Genomic DNA, 14,705 nt, shown 5'->3' with positions numbered 1-14,705 from the left:
GGCGTATCACGCGATCATAGCAAGGACCGCGTGCATTCACCCGCCAAGCTTTGTCGCAGCGTCGGCCGCGAGTATGCGGCCGCGACCGGGCCGCAAGCTACAATGTCGGGATGAACCGTAAAACCCGCATCCAACCGATCGATTCCGGCCGCGACGACGCTCGCGAAGCCGACGACCACGGCTACGACCGCCCGAGCAAATCCCAGCTCAAGCGCGAAATGCACGCGCTGCAGGAGCTGGGCGAAGCGCTCATCGCGCTGCCCAAGGACGCGCTCAAGCGCATGCCGATGCCCGAGGATCTCGGCGATGCCGTGCGCGAGGCGCGCCGGATCACCGACCACGAAGGCAAGCGCCGTCAGTTGCAGTACGTCGGCAAGCTGATGCGCTCGCTCGCCGAAGAAGAAATCGCGGCGCTGCGTACGGCGCTCGACACGCATCGCGGTGTCAACAAGGGTGAAACGGCGCGCCTGCACTGGATCGAGCGCACGCGCGAACAACTGCTGGCCGACGACGCCGCGCTCACCGAATTCATCCGCACTCATCCGGGCGTCGATCCGCAGGAAGGCCGCACGCTGATCCGCAACGCGCGCAAGGAACGCGAGCAGCAGAAGCCGCCGCGCTATTACCGCGAGATTTTCCAGTGGATCAAGAACGCCGCGGGCGCGGAAGACGACGAAGAAATCGAAGGCGACGAGGACGATCGTGACGACGGCACGCAAGCGTAATCACCCGGACGAACTGATTGTCGGACTGGTGTCGATCAGCGATCGCGCGTCGCAAGGCGTCTACGAGGACAAAGGCTTGCCGTCGCTCGTGGACTGGCTCGGCGAAGCGCTCACGACACCGTTTCGAGCCGAGACGCGTCTGATCCAGGACGATGCCGCGACCATTTCAGCGACGCTCGTCGAACTCGTCGATACGCACGGCTGCGATCTCGTGCTGACAACTGGCGGCACCGGCCCGTCGCGCCGCGACGTGACGCCCGAGGCGACGCTCGCCGTCGCCACGAAGCCGATGCCCGGCTTCGGCGAGCAGATGCGCCAGATCAGCCTGAATTTCGTGCCGACGGCGATTCTTTCGCGGCAAGTCGCGGTGATTCGCGAAACGGACGATCACGCCGCGTTGATCATCAATCTGCCCGGACAGCCGAAGTCGATCCGCGAAACGCTCGAAGGTTTGAAGGACACGGACGGCAAGACGAAAGTGCCGGGCATTTTCGCGGCCGTGCCTTATTGCATCGATCTGATCGGCGGGCCGTATATCGAGACGCGGCCCGAAGTGGTCGCCGTGTTCCGTCCGAAAAACGCGATCCGCCCGCCGAAGAATTAAGACGCAGCGGCGGGCGCCGGTGGAATCAGAAAATGCTCGCGGTAATACTTGAGTTCGTCGATGGACTCGTGGATGTCGGCGAGCGCCGTGTGCATCGCGCGCTTTTGAAAACCCTTGTAGATCGCCGGCTGCCAGCGGCGGCACAGTTCCTTCAAGGTGCTGACGTCGAGATTGCGATAGTGGAAGAACGTTTCCAGTTCGGGCATCCAGCGCGCCATGAAGCGGCGGTCCTGGCAAATCGAATTGCCGCACATCGGCGACTTGCCGGGCGGCACGTATTGACCGAGAAAATCGCGAATCTGGCGCATGGCTTCAGCTTCATCGACCGTCGACGCCTTCACGCGCTCGGTCAGCCCCGAGCGGCCGTGCGTGTTGCGATTCCACTCGTCCATGCGGCCGAGCGCTTCGTCCGTCTGATGAATCGCGAGCACCGGTCCTTCCACCATTTTGTCGAGCGTCGAATTTGTCACGACGACCGCGATCTCGATGATGCGATCGTTGTCCGGATCGAGACCCGTCATCTCCATGTCGAGCCATACGAGGTTCATGTCGCTGCGCACGAGCGCGCTGTCGTCTGCTTCGTCTGATTCGGGGGTGGCGGAGATGTCGGTCATGAAAGCGGCCTGAGAGGTGGAAAGCCATGCCGCACAGTTTCTGAGCGCGCCGGCACGGCCTAGAACCTATAATTCTCGCATAGTTCAATCGGAATTCCCGGATGACCAATCTCACTCTCGCCTTCTCGACGATATTCGTCGTCGCCCTCGTCGCGATGGTGTCGACCAAGCTGTGGCTCGCGTCGCGCCAGATCCGCTACGTCGCCGCGCATCGCAACGGCGTGCCCGCGCAGTTCAGCGGCACGATTCCGCTCACCGCGCATCAGCGCGCCGCGGACTACACTGTCGAGCGCACCCGCCTCACCATGATCGAAGTCGTCACGAGCGCGGTCGTGCTCGTCGCGCTGACGCTGCTCGGCGGCGTCCAGGCCCTCGATCTCGCCATTTCGGACTGGCTCGGCCGCGGCTATGCCGGGCAGATCGCGCTGGTGGCGTCGGTGGTCGCGATCACGGGCATCATCGACCTGCCGTTCGATTACATCCGCCATTTCGTCATCGAAGAGAAGTTCGGCTTCAATCGCATGTCGAAGAAGCTCTTTTTCGTCGATCTCGTGAAGGGCACGGCGCTCGCCGTCGTGATCGGCGCGCCGCTTCTGTTGCTCACACTCTGGCTGATGGACCGCGCCGGCACCTTCTGGTGGCTGTGGACGTGGATGGTGTGGGTCGCCTTCCAGCTTCTCGCGATGATCATCTATCCGACCTTCATCGCCCCGCTCTTCAACAAGTTCGAGCCGCTGAAGGACGAAGCGCTCGTCGCGCGCATCACCAGTCTGATGTCGCGCACGGGCTTTGCCGCGAAAGGCCTGTTCGTGATGGACGGCAGCCGCCGCTCGGCGCACGGCAACGCGTATTTCACCGGCTTCGGCGCAGCGAAGCGCATCGTGTTCTTCGACACGCTGCTCGCGCGCCTCTCAGGCAGCGAGATCGAAGCCGTGCTCGCGCACGAGCTCGGCCACTTCAAGCGCCGTCACGTGCTGAAGCTGATGGTCGTCATGTTCGGCATCAGTCTCGCGATGCTCGCGCTGCTCGGCTGGCTCATCCAGACGACGTGGTTCTATGAAGGCCTGGGCGTGCGGCCCTCGCTCGTCGGCAGCAACAACGGACTTGCGCTGGTGCTCTTCATGCTCGTGCTGCCGGTGTTCATGTTCTTCATCACGCCGCTCGGCAGCCTGACGTCGCGCAAGAACGAATTCGAAGCCGATGCCTTCGCCGCGAGCCAGACTGATCCGAAGGATCTCGTGAACGCACTCGTGAAGCTCTACGAGGACAACGCGTCGACGCTCACGCCCGATCCAATCTACACCGCGTTCTACTACTCGCACCCGCCCGCCTCGCAGCGCATCGACCGCCTGATGCAGCACGCCGCATGACGCGCGGCTTCAGGCATTCGGGCGCGGGCGCGCCGCTCGAAGGCACGGTGATCGCCGCGCACGGACGTCACTATCTCGTCACGCCCGAACATGGCGGCGCGATGCTCCAGTGCTTCCCGCGCGGCAAGAAAAGCGAAGTGGCCGTCGGCGATCGCGTGATATATGCGCAGTCGTCGGCGGATCAGGGCGTGATCGTCGAAATCGGCGAGCGACGCAATCTGCTCTATCGCTCCGATCAGTTCAAGTCGAAGCTCTTCGCCGCGAATCTCGATCAACTGTTGATCGTGCTGGCCACCGAGCCGCATTTCAGCGAAGACCTGCTCGGTCGCGCGCTGATCGCGGCCGAGGCGCACGGCCTGGAATCGCTGATCGTGCTCAACAAGATCGACGTCGAAGGCGCGCTGCCGCTCGCGCGCGAGCGTCTCGCGCCGTATCGCGAACTCGGCTACGCGGTGATCGAGCTATCGGCGAAGATGGCGCCCGGCGATGTTCATCCACAACTCGACGCACGCCTCAAAGACCGCTCGACGATCCTGCTCGGCCAGTCCGGCATGGGCAAATCGACGCTCGTGAACCTGCTCGTGCCCGACGCCGACGCGGCCACGCGCGAAATTTCATCGGCGCTCAACAGCGGCCGCCACACGACCACGTTCACGCGTCTCTACGACTTGCCCGGCGGCGGCTCGCTGATCGATTCACCCGGTTTCCAGGAATTCGGTCTGCATCATCTTTCGGAAGGCCAACTGGAGCGCGCCTTCGCCGATTTCCGGCCTTACCTCGGACATTGCCGCTTCTACAACTGTCATCATCTGCACGAGCCCGGCTGCGCGGTGCTCGAAGCCGTCGAAGCGGGCAAGATTCGCCCCGAACGTCACGCGCTCTACGCACAGCTCGTCCACGAAGCCAGCCAGATCGTTCGATGAAGCGGCTCACGCGCGCGCCCAACCTGATCACGGCGCAGCATTGGGTGAACGTGCTGGCGACCGCGGGCGTGCCGTGCGAGCTGCACAACCGCTATCTGAATGGCGCGATGGGCGAGATTCCGGCAGATCAGTGCGCGCCGGAAATATGGATCGTCGACGATCGCGACGAGGCGTTGGCACTGCGCCTTCTGGAGCGCGCGAGAAAAGGGCCGGACGCGAACGCCCGGCCCTGGAAATGCAGGCAATGCGGAGAATGGCTGGAGCCGCAATTCACCGTGTGCTGGAATTGCCAGACGGCGCGCGATCCTCTCGACGACTGACTACGCGAGCCACACGGCGATCGTCAGCATCAACAGCAGCAGCATCCAAAGAATCACCGCGCGCCACACGAGGCCGACGGCCGATTGCAGCGTGCGCGGCGTGCAGTCATCGCCGACGGGCAGCGGACTGGCATCGCCGACGGCGAGCGCTTCGACAGACAGCGGCTCGGCCAGCGGTCCCGCGAGACGCGCGCCGAGCGCACCACTGCCCGCCGCGAGCAACACGCCTTCGTTCGCGTCGGGCCATTGGCGCGCGTGATTGCGCCATGCATAGATCGCATCCTCGAAGTTGCCGACGATCGCAAAACCGAGTGCGGTAAGCCGCGCGGGGATCCAGTCGATGACGAAGAAGGCACGCTGCGCGAACGACGAGAACTCGGCGGTACGTTCGGGATTCGGCTTCGACCACGCCCGCGCCAGATATTCCGCGATGCGATACAAAACCGCGCCGGCCGGACCGATCGGAATCAGGAACCAGAAGAACACGCCGAACACATGCCGGTGCGACGCGACGACCGCGTGAACCAGCGTATGCCGCACGATTTCGCTGACCGGCATGTCGACCGTGTCGATGCCGGTCCATTCGTGCAGCACTTCACGCGCGCGGGGCACGTCGTCGTTGTTGAGCGCGAGGTGGATATCGGTGAAATAGTGGCTGAACTGCCGGAAGCCGAGCGTGAAGTACACGATCACCACGTTCCACAGAAACGCCAGAACGAAGTTGATCCGGTACAGCACGTAGTAAACGAGCCCGACGAAGAGCGTCCACGGCAAAACCACCACCAGCCACGCGACGATGCCGTGCTTCTCCTTGCCGGCATCGAAACCATGCGCGGTGGATTCCGCATGATATTGAAGCAACGCCGAAATCGGATTGTGCGGCGATAACGCGCGCATTTGCTCAATGACGAGAGCCAGCAATACGGAGAAAAAAGTCATGCGAAGCGCCGAAACAGTCGGATTAGTTCGAGTTTCGCGTAACGATAGCACAGCACCCGACGCCTTTAGCGCGCGAGCTAATCGCGCAAGGCGCCGCGGGCGCGCGGGCTTCGCGCGCCGTCATGCGCGAGCCGCGAGGAAGCGATAAAAATTACGCAACATGCCCGCCGTTGCGCCCCAGATGAAATAAGGAGCCTTTCTTTCGCCCGGCGAATAAGGCATGGCAAAAAAACGACGCTCGCCCCCCTCCCAGCGAAACACACGCACTTCGTGATTCGCCGGGTTCATCAGCCAGGCGAGCGGCACTTCGAAGATATCGGCGACTTCGCGGGTATCGGCCTTCAAGGTAAAAGGCGGATAGACCAGCGCGACGACGGGCGTCACCTTGAATCCCGTGCCCGTCAGATATTCGGGCATCGCACCGATGATCTCGCAATGTTCCGCGCCCAAGGCCACTTCTTCGTAAGCCTCGCGCAGCGCGGTGGCGGCGGCGTCGGCGTCCTCGGGTTCGCGGCGGCCTCCCGGAAAGCTGATCTGCCCCGCATGATCCGACAGATGATCGGCACGCTGCGTCAGTAGCACGGTCAACCCGCCCTCGCGCACGACGAGCGGCACGAGCACGGACGCCACCCGCGGATCGCCGCCGATCGCCTTGATGCGCTGTTCGCGCTCTTCCTGCGTCCAGTCGAGATTCATCGCGAAACGCGCGCGCAGCCCTTCCGGCGTGAGGCGTTCGGCCGGAACCGGCGGGAGTGCTTCACCCGTCGACAGGACGGGCATCTGTTCGGGTTCGAGGATGCGGGGAGTCGAAATCTTTCCGGTGGACACGGGTCGAGAACGGGGCTGTCGAAGACTCAATTTGAACACACCAAAGAAAAAAGCACCCGCGAGGGTGCTTTTTTCGTACTGCGTCTGGCCGGGGACTTACTCTGCGGAAGCAGACTTGTCCTTGAAGACCAGCTTTTCCTTGATTCGAGCCGACTTGCCCGAACGCTCGCGCAGGTAGTAGAGCTTCGCGCGGCGAACATCACCACGACGCTTCACGACGATGCTTGCGAGCAGCGGCGAGTAGGTCTGGAACGTACGCTCGACGCCTTCGCCCGACGAGATCTTGCGGACGATGAAGTTCGAGTTCAGACCACGGTTACGCTTCGCAATGACGACGCCTTCGTAAGCCTGGACACGCTTGCGCGTGCCTTCGACCACGTTCACGTTGACGACGACGGTATCGCCCGGCGCGAAGTCGGGGATGGTCTTCTCGCCCAGAACGCGTGCGATCTCTTCCTTCTCGAGTTGCTCAATCAGATTCATTACTGACTCCTTGTGCCATCTTGCCGGAGTTGTGTGCCTTGAATCGAGTCAGGCCCCGGTAGAGGATGGGTTTGCTTCAGGCGCCGATGCGACTCGACGCCCCCATTTTCCCGCTCGTCCGCTCGAAGCCTAGGCAGGCTTCGACGCTTCCTTCGCGAGTTCCGCGAGCCACGCCTCGTCGGCACGGCTCAACATCTTGCTGCCACGCGCCCGTTCGATCAGATCGGGACGCTTGTTGAATGTGTTGCGCAATGCTTCGCGCCTGCGCCAGGCATCGATTTCCTTGTGATGGCCACCGAGCAGCACATCGGGAACACGCACGCCGTCGTACTCTTCCGGACGCGTGTAGTGCGGACAATCGAGCAATACGTCGACGAAACTGTCCTGCACCGCCGATTGCGCGTCGTTGAGCACGCCCGGCAACTGGCGCACCACGGCATCCATCAGCGCCATCGCGGGGATTTCTCCACCGGATAGCACGAAGTCGCCGAGGCTCACTTCTTCGTCCACTTCGCGGTCGATCAGGCGCTGATCGATCGCTTCATAACGGCCGCACAGCAGCACGAGACCGGGTTCCTGCGCGAATCGCATCACGCGATCGTGATCCAGCTTCGCGCCTTGCGGCGACATCATCACGACGCGCGTCGATGTGATGCCCTGCTCGCGCTGCGCAGCCTTCGCCGCGTGGATCGCGTCTTCCAGCGGGCGCGCCAGCATCACCATGCCGGGGCCGCCGCCGTATGGGCGATCATCGACCGTGCGGTAGTTGTCCGTGGTGAAATCGCGCGGATTCCACGTGCGCAGACCGAACCGCTCCTGCTTCACTGCCCGGCTGGTGATGCCCCAGTCGGTCAGCGCGCGAAACATCTCGGGAAAGAGCGTCACGACATCGAACTGCATCGCTCTCTCCGTAACGTGCCGATGTTCAATAATCGGCGTCCCAGTCGACGACGATACGCTTCGCCGCCCGGTCCACCGTCTTCACATACACGCCGACGAACGGAATCAGCCGCTCGCCGGTGACGACCTTGCCATCCTTGTTCGTGCTCGGATACTCGATCCGGAGGATGGAATGCGCGCCGTTGTCGATCAGATCCGCGACGCGGCCCAACGCCACGCCCGCTTCGTTCTCGACATCCAGGCCGATCAGATCGACCCAGTAGAATTCGTCTTCGCTGGCGAGCTTCGGGAAATCGCTGCGCGCGATACTCACCGTGTGGCCCTTCAGCGCAAGCGCCGCATCGCGATCGTCGCAGCCGGCGATGCGCGCGACGATGGTATCGGCGTGCACTTTCGACTGCAGGCAGCGCGCGGACTTGCGGTCGCGGCCTTTGACGAGCCACCAGCGTCTGGCGCTCAGAAGGGCGTCGCCGCCCTGCTTGCCATTCGCGTGCGGCACGATCTTGACCCAACCCTTGAGACCGTATGCATCGGCGATGAAACCGACTTCGACGGCGTCCTCGGGCAAAGCCTCGACCGGCTCTGGTGCTGCTTCCGGCTTGCTGCCGCCAGAAACATTGCTCGAAACGTCGACCGCCACGCGGCGCGCGCCCGGCTTGCGGACGAACGCGCCAAACGTGGCGGGACCTTCATCTTGCCCCGGCTTCGTTCGGCCGACGTTTTCCGATGCGCGGCCGGATTCAGAATCGCGCATGGACATCGGCGAACCTTTGGGCAGGTTTCGAGCTTTGATTACAGCGTCGACGCAGCGAGCTTAAGCAGCCGGCTGGGCTTGCTGAGCTTGCTTGACGAGGCGCTCGACGGTCGGCGACAGTTGCGCGCCAACGCCTTGCCAGTACGTCAGGCGATCCTGAGCGATGCGCAGCGCTTCGCCCTTGGTCGCAACCGGGTTGTAGAAACCCACGCGCTCGATGAAGCGGCCATCACGGCGGCTACGCGAGTCGGTTGCAACGATGTTGTAGAACGGGCGCTTCTTCGAGCCGCCACGAGCCAAGCGGATGATGACCATGCTGAAATCCTTGAAAACCGGGGTTCGGAACAACGAGAACAGGCGATTATAGCCGGATTCTGACGCCCTAACAAACACTTAACGCTTTTTTTGGATGCGACGCGAAGTTCGGGACGAATTCGATGTGTTTCCGGATACCGGAAATCACGCGTCTGCGGCAATGTGCCATGGGCGGCGCGCCCGGTCGAGGGCGTAAAATGTCGGACCGGCGTCGTCTCACAAGCGGCGCCCGCCTTTTTCCACCACCGCTTTCGCTGATGACTTCCTCGTCCGTCGCCACGCAATCCGGCTCGAAGCCGGCCGGCAAGCAGGTTCCGCCGTATTTCCGCTCGAAGACGCTGACCGCCGCGCTGGCGTTCCTGTTCGGCTATATCGGCCTGCATCGCTTTTATCTGTATGGAATGCGCGACAAATACGGCTGGGCGCATATCGTCGGAATCGTGATGGGCGCGTTCGGCTATCTGCTGCTCGCCGAAACGGAGCGCACGTCGATTCTCGGCTGGGTGCTGGCCTTTCCGGGCGCGATTTCGCTGCTCGCGGCTTTTTTGTCTGCCATCGTCTATGGCCTGCGCCCGGATGCCAAATGGGACGCGCAATTCAACGCGCACACGGGACGCGAAAGCCGCTCCGGATGGACTGTTATCTTCGTCGTGATCTTTTCGCTGCTGTTCGGCGCATTCCTGTTGATGACCGGTCTCGCGCTCACCTTCCAGACCTACTTCGAAAGCCAGGTCGAAGCGGCGAAAACACTGTCGCAATGAGAAGTCAGAACAGGTCGAGCTGCGGACTGGATGGCCCCGCCGCTCTTTTCGCTGGCCGCTGAAACTCGGACATATCTAGAATACCGCGCTGACGCGCATTCAAACCAAGGCGCTTCGTCGCCTTTTGAAAACGCTGCTTAAGCATGTCGGCCCACAAGCCTTCACCTTTCATGCGCGTCGAGAAATTCGCGTCGTAGTCTTTCCCGCCGCGCATGTCGCGCACGCGACTCATCACCCGGTCAGCACGATCGGGAAAATGCGCGGCGAGCCAATCCTTGAAAAGCGGCGCAACTTCCCATGGCAAACGCAGCACGATATAGCTCGCGCTCGTCGCGCCTGCCTCGGCGCACGCTTCCAGAACACGCTCCATGTCCGGCTCCGTCACGAACGGAATGACCGGCGCGATGCTCACGCCCACTGGAATGCCGGCCTCGGCGAGCGCACGGATTGTGCGCAAACGCCGCGATGGCGTTGCCGCCCGCGGTTCGAGCGTGCGGGCGATCTCCGCGTCGAGTGTCGTGACCGTGATCGCCGCCATGACCTGGCCACGCTCCGCCATCGGCGCGAGCAGATCGATGTCGCGCTCGATCAGCGAACTCTTCGTGATTGCGGCGAACGTGTGGCCGCAATCGTGCAGCACCTGAATGACGCGCCGCGTGATTTGCAGATCGCGCTCGACGGGCTGATAAGCGTCGGTGTTGACGCCCAGCGCGATGGGCTCGGGCTCGTAGTTCGGCTTCGCCAACTCGCGCTCGAGGAGTTCGGGCGCGTTGATCTTCGCGTATATGCGGCTTTCGAAGTCGAGTCCCGGCGACAGCCCGAGATAGCTGTGCGTCGGACGCGCGAAACAATAAATGCAGCCGTGCTCGCAGCCGCGATAGGGATTGAGCGAAACGGAAAACGGAATATCCGGCGAGCTGTTGCGCGTGAGAATGCTTTTCGCGCGCTCTTCGAAGAGCTGAGTGCGCAACGGCAGCGCCCCGTCTTCCTCGGGATCGGCGGCGTGCCGCCAGCCGTCGTCGACCGGCTCGCGCTCGTCTTTCTCGTAGCGGCCCTGGATGTTCGTGACCGCGCCGCGCCCTTTCAGCGGGGCGGGCGGCGCGACGGGATATTCACGATCAGGCGATGACATTGCGACCAGACTCGGCAATCGATACTGTATAAATATACAGTATCGATGTTTCATCGCAAGCGAAAAATCACGTCTCCACGAGAATCTTCAGCGTCTCCTTGATCTCTTCCATCACCACATAGCTTTTCGATTGCACCGCGCCGGGCAGTTGCAGCAGGATGTCGCCGAGCAGCTTGCGATAATCCGCCATCTCGCCGATCCGCGCCTTGATCAGATAGTCGAAATCGCCCGATACGAGATGGCACTCGAGCACCTCGGGAATCTTCTGCACTTCGCGCCGAAACTGTTCGAACATGTTGCCGCTCTTGTGATCGAGTGTGATTTCGACGAACACCAGCAGCGCCGCGCCCAGCTCCATCGGGTTCACGCGCGCGTAGTAGCCCAAGATGACGCCGTCGCGTTCCATGCGCTTCACCCGTTCGATGCACGGCGTAACGGACAACCCGACGCGCTCCGCCAGGTCCTTCATCGCGATGCGGCCGTCCTCCTGCAGGATGTTCAGAATCTTGTGATCGAGCTTGTCGAGCGCACGGACCGGATTTCGCTGTGTTCGCATTGCTTTTTCCTGAAAATCGACCAAATACAATAACTAAAACTGCCTCGAAGTCCATACCATAGTCGATAACACTATACGAGCTTCAGTTTGTCGCGTCGATCAGCTTAAAGCACGCTCAGGCGGAAGTTTCATCGAATCTGGATGGAGATCACATGCGAATCGTTATTCTCGGAAGCGGCGTCGTCGGCGTGACGAGCGCGTACTACCTTGCTCGCGCCGGCCACGAAGTCACGGTCATCGATCGCGAAGCCGGCCCTGCCCTCGAAACGAGTTTCGCCAATGCCGGACAGATCTCCCCGGGTTATGCATCGCCGTGGGCCGCGCCGGGCGTGCCGCTCAAGGCCGTCAAGTGGATGTTCGAAAAGCACGCGCCGCTCGCAATCCGCCTCGACGGCACGATGAACCAGTTGCAGTGGATGTGGCAGATGTTGCGCAATTGCACGCAGGATCGCTACACGGTGAACAAGGGCCGCATGGTGCGCCTCGCCGAATACAGCCGCGACTGCCTGCAGGCGCTGCGCGCCGACACCGGCATTTCATATGAAGGCCGTACCGGCGGCACGCTGCAATTGTTCCGCACGCAGCAGCAATTCGACGGCGCCGGCAAGGACATCGCCGTGCTGAAGGACGCCAACGTGCCGTTCGAACTCCTCACGGCCGACGAGTTGAAGAAGGCCGAGCCTGCGCTCGCCGCCGTATCGCACAAGCTGACGGGCGGCCTGCGCCTGCCGAACGACGAAACCGGCGACTGCCAGATGTTCACGACGCGCCTCGCCGCGATGGCCGAAGCGCTCGGGGTCAAGTTCCGCTACAACACCTCGATCGATGCGCTCGCCGTCGCGAACGGCCGCATCGCCGGCGTGCAGTGCGGCAAGGAACTGGTGACCGCGGATTCGTATGTCGTCGCGCTCGGCTCGTATTCGCCGAAGCTGCTCGGCGATCTCGTGAAGATTCCTGTCTATCCGTTGAAGGGCTATTCGATCACCGCGCCGATCGTCGATACGAACCGCGCGCCGGTATCGACGGTGCTCGACGAAACGTACAAGATCGCGATCACCCGCTTCGACGATCGCATCCGCGTGGGCGGCATGGCGGAGATCGTCGGCTATGACAAGAAGCTGAAGCAGGCGCGTCGCGAAACGCTCGAAATGTGCGTGAACGATCTCTTCCCGGGCGGCGGCGACACCGCGAGCGCCACATTCTGGACCGGCCTGCGCCCGATGACGCCGGACGGCACGCCGATCGTCGGCCGCACGCCGGTGCCGAACCTGTTCCTGAACACGGGACACGGCACGCTCGGCTGGACGATGTCGTGCGGTTCGGGCCAGCTGCTTGCGGATCTGATGTCGGGCAAGCAGCCCGCGATCCGCGCGGACGATCTGTCGGTGCATCGCTATTTCGGCGATGTCGGCGTGAAGACGCGTCCGGGATACGCGAACGCCTGATTCACCTCGCAACTGAGAGCAAAGGCGCCTTCGTTTCATCGAAGGCGCCTTTGTCGTTTTCAGAACTGATCTTCGCTCAGCGCGAGCACGCCTTCGTTGCCCTTCGCGCTGACGATCGACGCTTCGATCCCCGGCGCAAGCGCCAGAATGTGCTCCGCGAAGAACCCGGCCGTCGCGATTTTCGCCGAATGGAAGCGCTCGTCCTCCGCGCGCTTCGCATGGGCGACGAGCATCGCCCGAGCCATCTGCCAGCCCGACAGCACGATGCCCGCAAGCCGCAGATACGGCACGCTGCCCGCGAACACCGCATTCGGATCGCTCCTGAATTTCGCAACGACGAACTCGATCGCGCGCGCCAGCGACAAGCTCCCCGCGCTCAAATGCCGATGCATCGACTTGAACGGCTGACCATCGACATCGGCGAGCGCCGCGATGGTTTGATCGATCTGCGCGAGCAGCGCCTGCGCGGCGGCGCCGCCATCGCGCACGGTCTTGCGGCCGACGAGGTCGTTCGCCTGAATCGCCGTCGTACCTTCGTAGATCGGCAGAATGCGCGCATCGCGATAATGCTGCGCCGCGCCCGTCTCCTCGATGAAACCCATGCCACCGTGCACCTGCACGCCGAGACTCGCGACATCGACGGACATTTCCGTGCTAAAGCCCTTCACGATCGGCACAAGGTATTCGTAAATCGCCTGATGGCTCTTCTTCGCGTCGTCGTCCGGATAGCCGTGCGCTAGATCGCTGTGCGCCGCCGCCACGTAGGCGAGCGCGCGGGCGCCTTCGGTGTACGCTCGCATCGTCGATAGCATGCGGCGCACGTCGGGATGATGGATGATCGTGACCGGCCCTTTCGCGCTGCCATCGACGGGGCGGCTTTGCACGCGCTCTTTTGCATACGCGACCGCCTGTTGGTACGCACGTTCCGCGATCGCGACGCCCTGCATGCCCACGGCAAAACGAGCCGCGTTCATCATGATGAACATGTATTCGAGGCCACGGTTTTCCTCGCCGATCAGATAACCGGTCGCGCCGCCGTGATCGCCGTATTGCAGCACGGCCGTCGGGCTCGCCTTGATGCCGAGCTTGTGTTCGATCGACACGCAATGCACGTCGTTGCGCTCGCCGAGCGAGCCGTCTTCGTTGACAAGGAACTTCGGCACCAGGAAAAGCGAGATGCCTTTGACGCCTTCGGGCGCATCGGGCGTGCGCGCAAGCACGAGATGGACGATGTTCTTCGCCATGTCGTGCTCGCCGTAGGTGATGAAGATCTTTGTGCCGAAAACCTTGTATGCGCCGTCGCCCTGCGGCTCCGCGCGCGTGCGCACGAGCGCGAGATCGGAACCGGCCTGCGGCTCCGTCAGGTTCATCGTGCCGGTCCATTCGCCGCTGATGAACTTCGGCAGATAGCGCGACTTCTGCTCGTCGCTGCCGGCAGTGAGGAGCGCTTCGATCGCGCCATCAGTGAGCAGCGGACACAACGCAAAAGAGAGATTCGCCGAGTTCAGCGCTTCGATGCACGGCGTCGCGATGAGCTTCGGCAAGCCCTGACCGCCGAAGTCCGCAGGATGCACGACGCCTTGCCAGCCGCCTTCCCCGAACTGCCGGAACGCGTCCTTGAAGCCGGGCGTCGTCGTGACTTCGCCGTTGGCCCAAGCGCTGGGATTGCGGTCGCCCTCGACGTTCAGCGGCGCGAGCACTTCGCTGCAGAAGCGCGCGGCTTCCTCGACGACGGCCTGCGCCGTGTCGAAGCCCGCGTCCTCGTGGCCGGGCAATGCGGCAATGCGGTCGATATCCGCCAGTTCCTTCACTACGAACAGCATGTCCTTGACCGGGGCGCTATAGCTCATCGTCTTGTCTCCTCCGATTGCAGATATTCGGGTACAAAAAAAGGGCGCAACGTATGTCGCGCCCTTTCTTGTTTGTGGCGAGTGTTCGACTCGCACGGCGCGGTTTAGCCGAGCTCTTTCACCAGTTCCGGAACGACCGCGAACAGATCGCCGACGAGGCCGTAATCGGCCACGCTGAAGATCGGC

Annotated in this window: 17 protein-coding genes; 7 read left to right on the top strand and 10 right to left on the bottom strand. The window is 62.6% G+C overall.

Going from position 1 to position 14,705, the window contains the following annotated elements:
- Window positions 1-110 precede the first annotated feature (110 nt).
- Window positions 111-725 carry a ribosome biogenesis factor YjgA gene (gene yjgA, locus U4Y90_RS09725; protein WP_321794363.1) on the top strand — a complete coding sequence of 205 codons (615 nt, stop codon included), beginning with the start codon at window positions 111-113 and terminating at the stop codon, window positions 723-725.
- Entirely contained in the window at window positions 703-1,329 is a 627-nt protein-coding gene (mog, locus tag U4Y90_RS09720; protein ID WP_321794362.1) for a molybdopterin adenylyltransferase, read from the top strand. The genes yjgA and mog overlap by 23 nt, the downstream gene beginning before the upstream one ends.
- Here the strand turns inward: mog and orn are convergent.
- Complete coding sequence (orn, locus tag U4Y90_RS09715) at window positions 1,326-1,943, bottom strand: oligoribonuclease (RefSeq protein ID WP_321794361.1); 618 nt, start codon at window positions 1,941-1,943, stop codon at window positions 1,326-1,328. The two genes, mog and orn, sit on opposite strands and share 4 nt — an antisense overlap.
- A gap of 101 nt (window positions 1,944-2,044) precedes the next feature.
- On the opposite strand from orn, the gene U4Y90_RS09710 reads away from it, so the two are divergent.
- Genes U4Y90_RS09710 through U4Y90_RS09700 form a run of 3 tightly spaced genes read left to right on the top strand, consistent with a single transcriptional unit; the run spans window position 2,045 to window position 4,556 of the window.
- A complete protein-coding gene (locus tag U4Y90_RS09710; protein WP_321794360.1) occupies window positions 2,045-3,313 on the top strand; it encodes a M48 family metallopeptidase in 1,269 nt (422 codons plus the stop codon).
- Complete coding sequence (gene rsgA, locus U4Y90_RS09705) at window positions 3,310-4,236, top strand: ribosome small subunit-dependent GTPase A (protein WP_321794359.1); 927 nt, start codon at window positions 3,310-3,312, stop codon at window positions 4,234-4,236. The genes U4Y90_RS09710 and rsgA overlap by 4 nt, the downstream gene beginning before the upstream one ends.
- A complete protein-coding gene (locus U4Y90_RS09700) occupies window positions 4,233-4,556 on the top strand; it encodes a DUF2007 domain-containing protein (RefSeq protein ID WP_321794358.1) in 324 nt (107 codons plus the stop codon). The genes rsgA and U4Y90_RS09700 overlap by 4 nt, the downstream gene beginning before the upstream one ends.
- Here the strand turns inward: U4Y90_RS09700 and U4Y90_RS09695 are convergent, their stop codons facing one another.
- From U4Y90_RS09695 to rpsP, 6 genes are all read right to left on the bottom strand, one after another.
- The gene (locus U4Y90_RS09695) at window positions 4,557-5,495 is read right to left on the bottom strand and encodes a CobD/CbiB family protein (protein ID WP_321794357.1); all 939 of its coding nucleotides are present in this window, start codon (window positions 5,493-5,495) and stop codon (window positions 4,557-4,559) included.
- A gap of 120 nt (window positions 5,496-5,615) precedes the next feature.
- The gene (locus U4Y90_RS09690; RefSeq protein ID WP_415749320.1) at window positions 5,616-6,275 is read right to left on the bottom strand and encodes a CoA pyrophosphatase; all 660 of its coding nucleotides are present in this window, start codon (window positions 6,273-6,275) and stop codon (window positions 5,616-5,618) included.
- A gap of 144 nt (window positions 6,276-6,419) precedes the next feature.
- The gene (gene rplS / locus U4Y90_RS09685) at window positions 6,420-6,806 is read right to left on the bottom strand and encodes a 50S ribosomal protein L19 (RefSeq protein WP_321794356.1); all 387 of its coding nucleotides are present in this window, start codon (window positions 6,804-6,806) and stop codon (window positions 6,420-6,422) included.
- 129 nt (window positions 6,807-6,935) lie between these two features.
- On the bottom strand, window positions 6,936-7,706 hold the full coding sequence (gene trmD, locus U4Y90_RS09680; protein ID WP_321794355.1) for a tRNA (guanosine(37)-N1)-methyltransferase TrmD: 771 nt from the start codon (window positions 7,704-7,706) through the stop codon (window positions 6,936-6,938).
- Window positions 7,707-7,731: 25 nt separating this feature from the next.
- Window positions 7,732-8,466, bottom strand: a complete 735-nt coding sequence (rimM, locus tag U4Y90_RS09675) for a ribosome maturation factor RimM (RefSeq protein ID WP_321794354.1) — start codon at window positions 8,464-8,466, stop codon at window positions 7,732-7,734.
- A gap of 54 nt (window positions 8,467-8,520) precedes the next feature.
- Entirely contained in the window at window positions 8,521-8,775 is a 255-nt protein-coding gene (rpsP, locus tag U4Y90_RS09670; RefSeq protein WP_061136345.1) for a 30S ribosomal protein S16, read from the bottom strand.
- Window positions 8,776-9,032: 257 nt separating this feature from the next.
- Here rpsP and U4Y90_RS09665 point away from each other — a divergent pair, with 257 nt between their 5' ends.
- Window positions 9,033-9,536 (top strand): hypothetical protein, encoded by a 504-nt coding sequence (locus U4Y90_RS09665; RefSeq protein ID WP_321794353.1) that lies wholly within the window; start codon window positions 9,033-9,035, stop codon window positions 9,534-9,536.
- 4 nt (window positions 9,537-9,540) lie between these two features.
- Here the strand turns inward: U4Y90_RS09665 and U4Y90_RS09660 are convergent, their stop codons facing one another.
- A complete protein-coding gene (locus U4Y90_RS09660; protein WP_321794585.1) occupies window positions 9,541-10,668 on the bottom strand; it encodes a PA0069 family radical SAM protein in 1,128 nt (375 codons plus the stop codon).
- Between the two features lie 67 nt (window positions 10,669-10,735).
- Entirely contained in the window at window positions 10,736-11,224 is a 489-nt protein-coding gene (locus tag U4Y90_RS09655) for an Lrp/AsnC ligand binding domain-containing protein (protein WP_321794352.1), read from the bottom strand.
- Between the two features lie 152 nt (window positions 11,225-11,376).
- On the opposite strand from U4Y90_RS09655, the gene U4Y90_RS09650 reads away from it, so the two are divergent.
- The gene (locus tag U4Y90_RS09650; RefSeq protein WP_321794351.1) at window positions 11,377-12,669 is read left to right on the top strand and encodes a D-amino acid dehydrogenase; all 1,293 of its coding nucleotides are present in this window, start codon (window positions 11,377-11,379) and stop codon (window positions 12,667-12,669) included.
- Window positions 12,670-12,728: 59 nt separating this feature from the next.
- On the opposite strand, the gene U4Y90_RS09645 is transcribed toward U4Y90_RS09650, so the two are convergent.
- Complete coding sequence (locus tag U4Y90_RS09645) at window positions 12,729-14,519, bottom strand: acyl-CoA dehydrogenase (protein WP_321794350.1); 1,791 nt, start codon at window positions 14,517-14,519, stop codon at window positions 12,729-12,731.
- Between the last annotated feature and the right edge of the window lie 186 nt (window positions 14,520-14,705).

The organism is Caballeronia sp. J97 (assembly GCF_905220305.1).
GTDB lineage: Bacteria > Pseudomonadota > Gammaproteobacteria > Burkholderiales > Burkholderiaceae > Caballeronia.
The sequence above is the reverse complement of the archived record's forward strand: the minus strand, read 5'-3'. Positions and strand labels throughout refer to the sequence as shown.

Bases quoted from the DNA above. Each gene is read 5' to 3' on its own strand.
- yjgA (WP_321794363.1), top strand. From the start codon at position 111: ATGAACCGTAAAACCCGCATCCAACCGATCGATTCCGGCCGCGACGAC.
- orn (WP_321794361.1), bottom strand. From the start codon at position 1,943: ATGACCGACATCTCCGCCACCCCCGAATCAGACGAAGCAGACGACAGC.
- U4Y90_RS09710 (WP_321794360.1), top strand. From the start codon at position 2,045: ATGACCAATCTCACTCTCGCCTTCTCGACGATATTCGTCGTCGCCCTC.
- rsgA (WP_321794359.1), top strand. From the start codon at position 3,310: ATGACGCGCGGCTTCAGGCATTCGGGCGCGGGCGCGCCGCTCGAAGGC.
- U4Y90_RS09700 (WP_321794358.1), top strand. From the start codon at position 4,233: ATGAAGCGGCTCACGCGCGCGCCCAACCTGATCACGGCGCAGCATTGG.
- U4Y90_RS09695 (WP_321794357.1), bottom strand. From the start codon at position 5,495: ATGACTTTTTTCTCCGTATTGCTGGCTCTCGTCATTGAGCAAATGCGC.
- U4Y90_RS09690 (WP_415749320.1), bottom strand. From the start codon at position 6,275: ATGCCCGTCCTGTCGACGGGTGAAGCACTCCCGCCGGTTCCGGCCGAA.
- rplS (WP_321794356.1), bottom strand. From the start codon at position 6,806: ATGAATCTGATTGAGCAACTCGAGAAGGAAGAGATCGCACGCGTTCTG.
- trmD (WP_321794355.1), bottom strand. From the start codon at position 7,706: ATGCAGTTCGATGTCGTGACGCTCTTTCCCGAGATGTTTCGCGCGCTG.
- rimM (WP_321794354.1), bottom strand. From the start codon at position 8,466: ATGTCCATGCGCGATTCTGAATCCGGCCGCGCATCGGAAAACGTCGGC.
- rpsP (WP_061136345.1), bottom strand. From the start codon at position 8,775: ATGGTCATCATCCGCTTGGCTCGTGGCGGCTCGAAGAAGCGCCCGTTC.
- U4Y90_RS09665 (WP_321794353.1), top strand. From the start codon at position 9,033: ATGACTTCCTCGTCCGTCGCCACGCAATCCGGCTCGAAGCCGGCCGGC.
- U4Y90_RS09660 (WP_321794585.1), bottom strand. From the start codon at position 10,668: ATGTCATCGCCTGATCGTGAATATCCCGTCGCGCCGCCCGCCCCGCTG.
- U4Y90_RS09655 (WP_321794352.1), bottom strand. From the start codon at position 11,224: ATGCGAACACAGCGAAATCCGGTCCGTGCGCTCGACAAGCTCGATCAC.
- U4Y90_RS09650 (WP_321794351.1), top strand. From the start codon at position 11,377: ATGCGAATCGTTATTCTCGGAAGCGGCGTCGTCGGCGTGACGAGCGCG.
- U4Y90_RS09645 (WP_321794350.1), bottom strand. From the start codon at position 14,519: ATGAGCTATAGCGCCCCGGTCAAGGACATGCTGTTCGTAGTGAAGGAA.